General features: G+C 73.6%; 1 protein-coding gene and 1 pseudogene. Both read right to left on the bottom strand.

Features of this window, described 5'->3' with window-relative positions; genetic code table 11:
• On the bottom strand, positions 1–1011 hold a 1011-nt coding region (locus ACFVW8_RS39145; protein ID WP_389698826.1), incomplete at its 3' end, for a hypothetical protein.
• A gap of 110 nt (positions 1012–1121) precedes the next feature.
• Positions 1122–1361: pseudogene (locus tag ACFVW8_RS39140) on the bottom strand (inositol phosphorylceramide synthase); the annotation flags it as partial.
• Between the last annotated feature and the right edge of the window lie 116 nt (positions 1362–1477).

The raw sequence follows: 1477 nt of genomic DNA, 5'->3' as shown, positions 1-1477 counted from the left end.
GTCGACGGGGCGGGCGGACGATGGCAGCCGTGCGCCCTGTGGAGCGCCGAGGCTCTCGCCGGGTGGCACCGGTCCGGACGCCGCGGGCACCTCTGCCAAGCGGTTCGGGCCCTTGATGACCACCCGGGACGGTACGACGGGCGCGGGCATGGACCCGGCGGCGGGCACTGCGGCTGCGGGCGCCGTCCCGGCCTGCGCGCGGCTGAGCAGGAACACTCCTCGTACCGCGGCCGCCGCACCCAGCAGCGCGAGGACCAGGCTGGTCGTCCCGCCCTGGAGACGCTCCCCCAGCAGGGCCAGGCCGATGGCCGCCGCGGCGACCGGGTTGGCGAGGGTGACGACGGCGAGGGGTGCGCCGAGGCCGCCCCGGTAGGCGGTCTGGGAGAGCAGCAGCCCGCCCATGGCGAAGGCCGACACGAGCACGGCGACGACCACCAGGCGCCAGCTGAACAGCGGACCCGTGGTGTGGTCGGTGACCGCGACGGTCAGCGTCTGGGTGAGCGCGGACGCCACGCCCGACGTGATGCCGGAGGCCGCAGCGTGCCGCAGCCCCGGACGGGCTCCCGGCCGGCTGAGGCCTGCGACGACAGCCATGGTTCCGGCGCCGACGGCCAGCGCCTCGACCAGGCTGAGGGTCTCGTGCGGGGCGGAACCTCCCGCGGTCATCAGCAGGGCCCCGAGGCCGAGCAGGGTGAGGAGGGTGCCGCGCCATTCGGTCGTGGAGACGCGTCGGCCGGCCGCGCGGGCACCCAGTGGGACGGCGGCGACCAGGGTGAGTGCACCGAGTGGCTGGACGAGCGTGAGCGGGCCGTACTTCAGGGCGGCCACGTGCAGCAGCGCCCCACCGGCGTTCAGCCCGACGGCCGACCACCATGCCCCGCGCCCGAGCAGCCGGAGCGCTCCGGTGCCCGGTGCGGTACGCCCGGCGAGCCGCGCCTGCGCCACCGCGGCCGACGCGTACGCGGCGGCGGAGACCAGGGACAGCGCGACGGCGATCAGGGTGGCGTTCATCGCCCGGCTCCGGACGAGGCGTAGGACGAGGAGCGGTCGTTGCTCTGCGCACCGGCGGCGGATGCGTACGGGCCGGTGACGGCATGGCTGTACGGGCCGGTGGCGGCAGGCGTCTCGCTGTGGAGCAGCAGCCCTTGCACGGCTCCCTCGCCGGGCAGGTGCAGGGCGCGTTCGAGGTCCCAGACGTGTCCGGCGTTGTGGAACGCCTCGTCGACGTGACCGTTGGCGGCCTGGCGGCCGAACTTGTCGATCACGAAGAGTCCTACGACGAGAAGAAGCTCGCGGACGAGGGGCGGTCGGGCAGAACTGTCCGGCTCCCGATCGGCGGGCCTGCTACCGGCGAACATCATCCGGTGCCCCTTTGCTGACGATTCGGTGTCACGGTGACATGGCGTGCCACATCGATACGCCAGTGTACCGATACGCCAACGTATCGGAACACTCGCGTATCGGTACACTGGCGTAT

The sequence above is a fragment of the Streptomyces sp. NPDC058221 genome (genome assembly GCF_042882365.1).
In the GTDB taxonomy this organism is placed as follows: Bacteria; Actinomycetota; Actinomycetes; order Streptomycetales; family Streptomycetaceae; genus Streptomyces.
The sequence above is the reverse complement of the archived record's forward strand: the minus strand, read 5'-3'. Positions and strand labels throughout refer to the sequence as shown.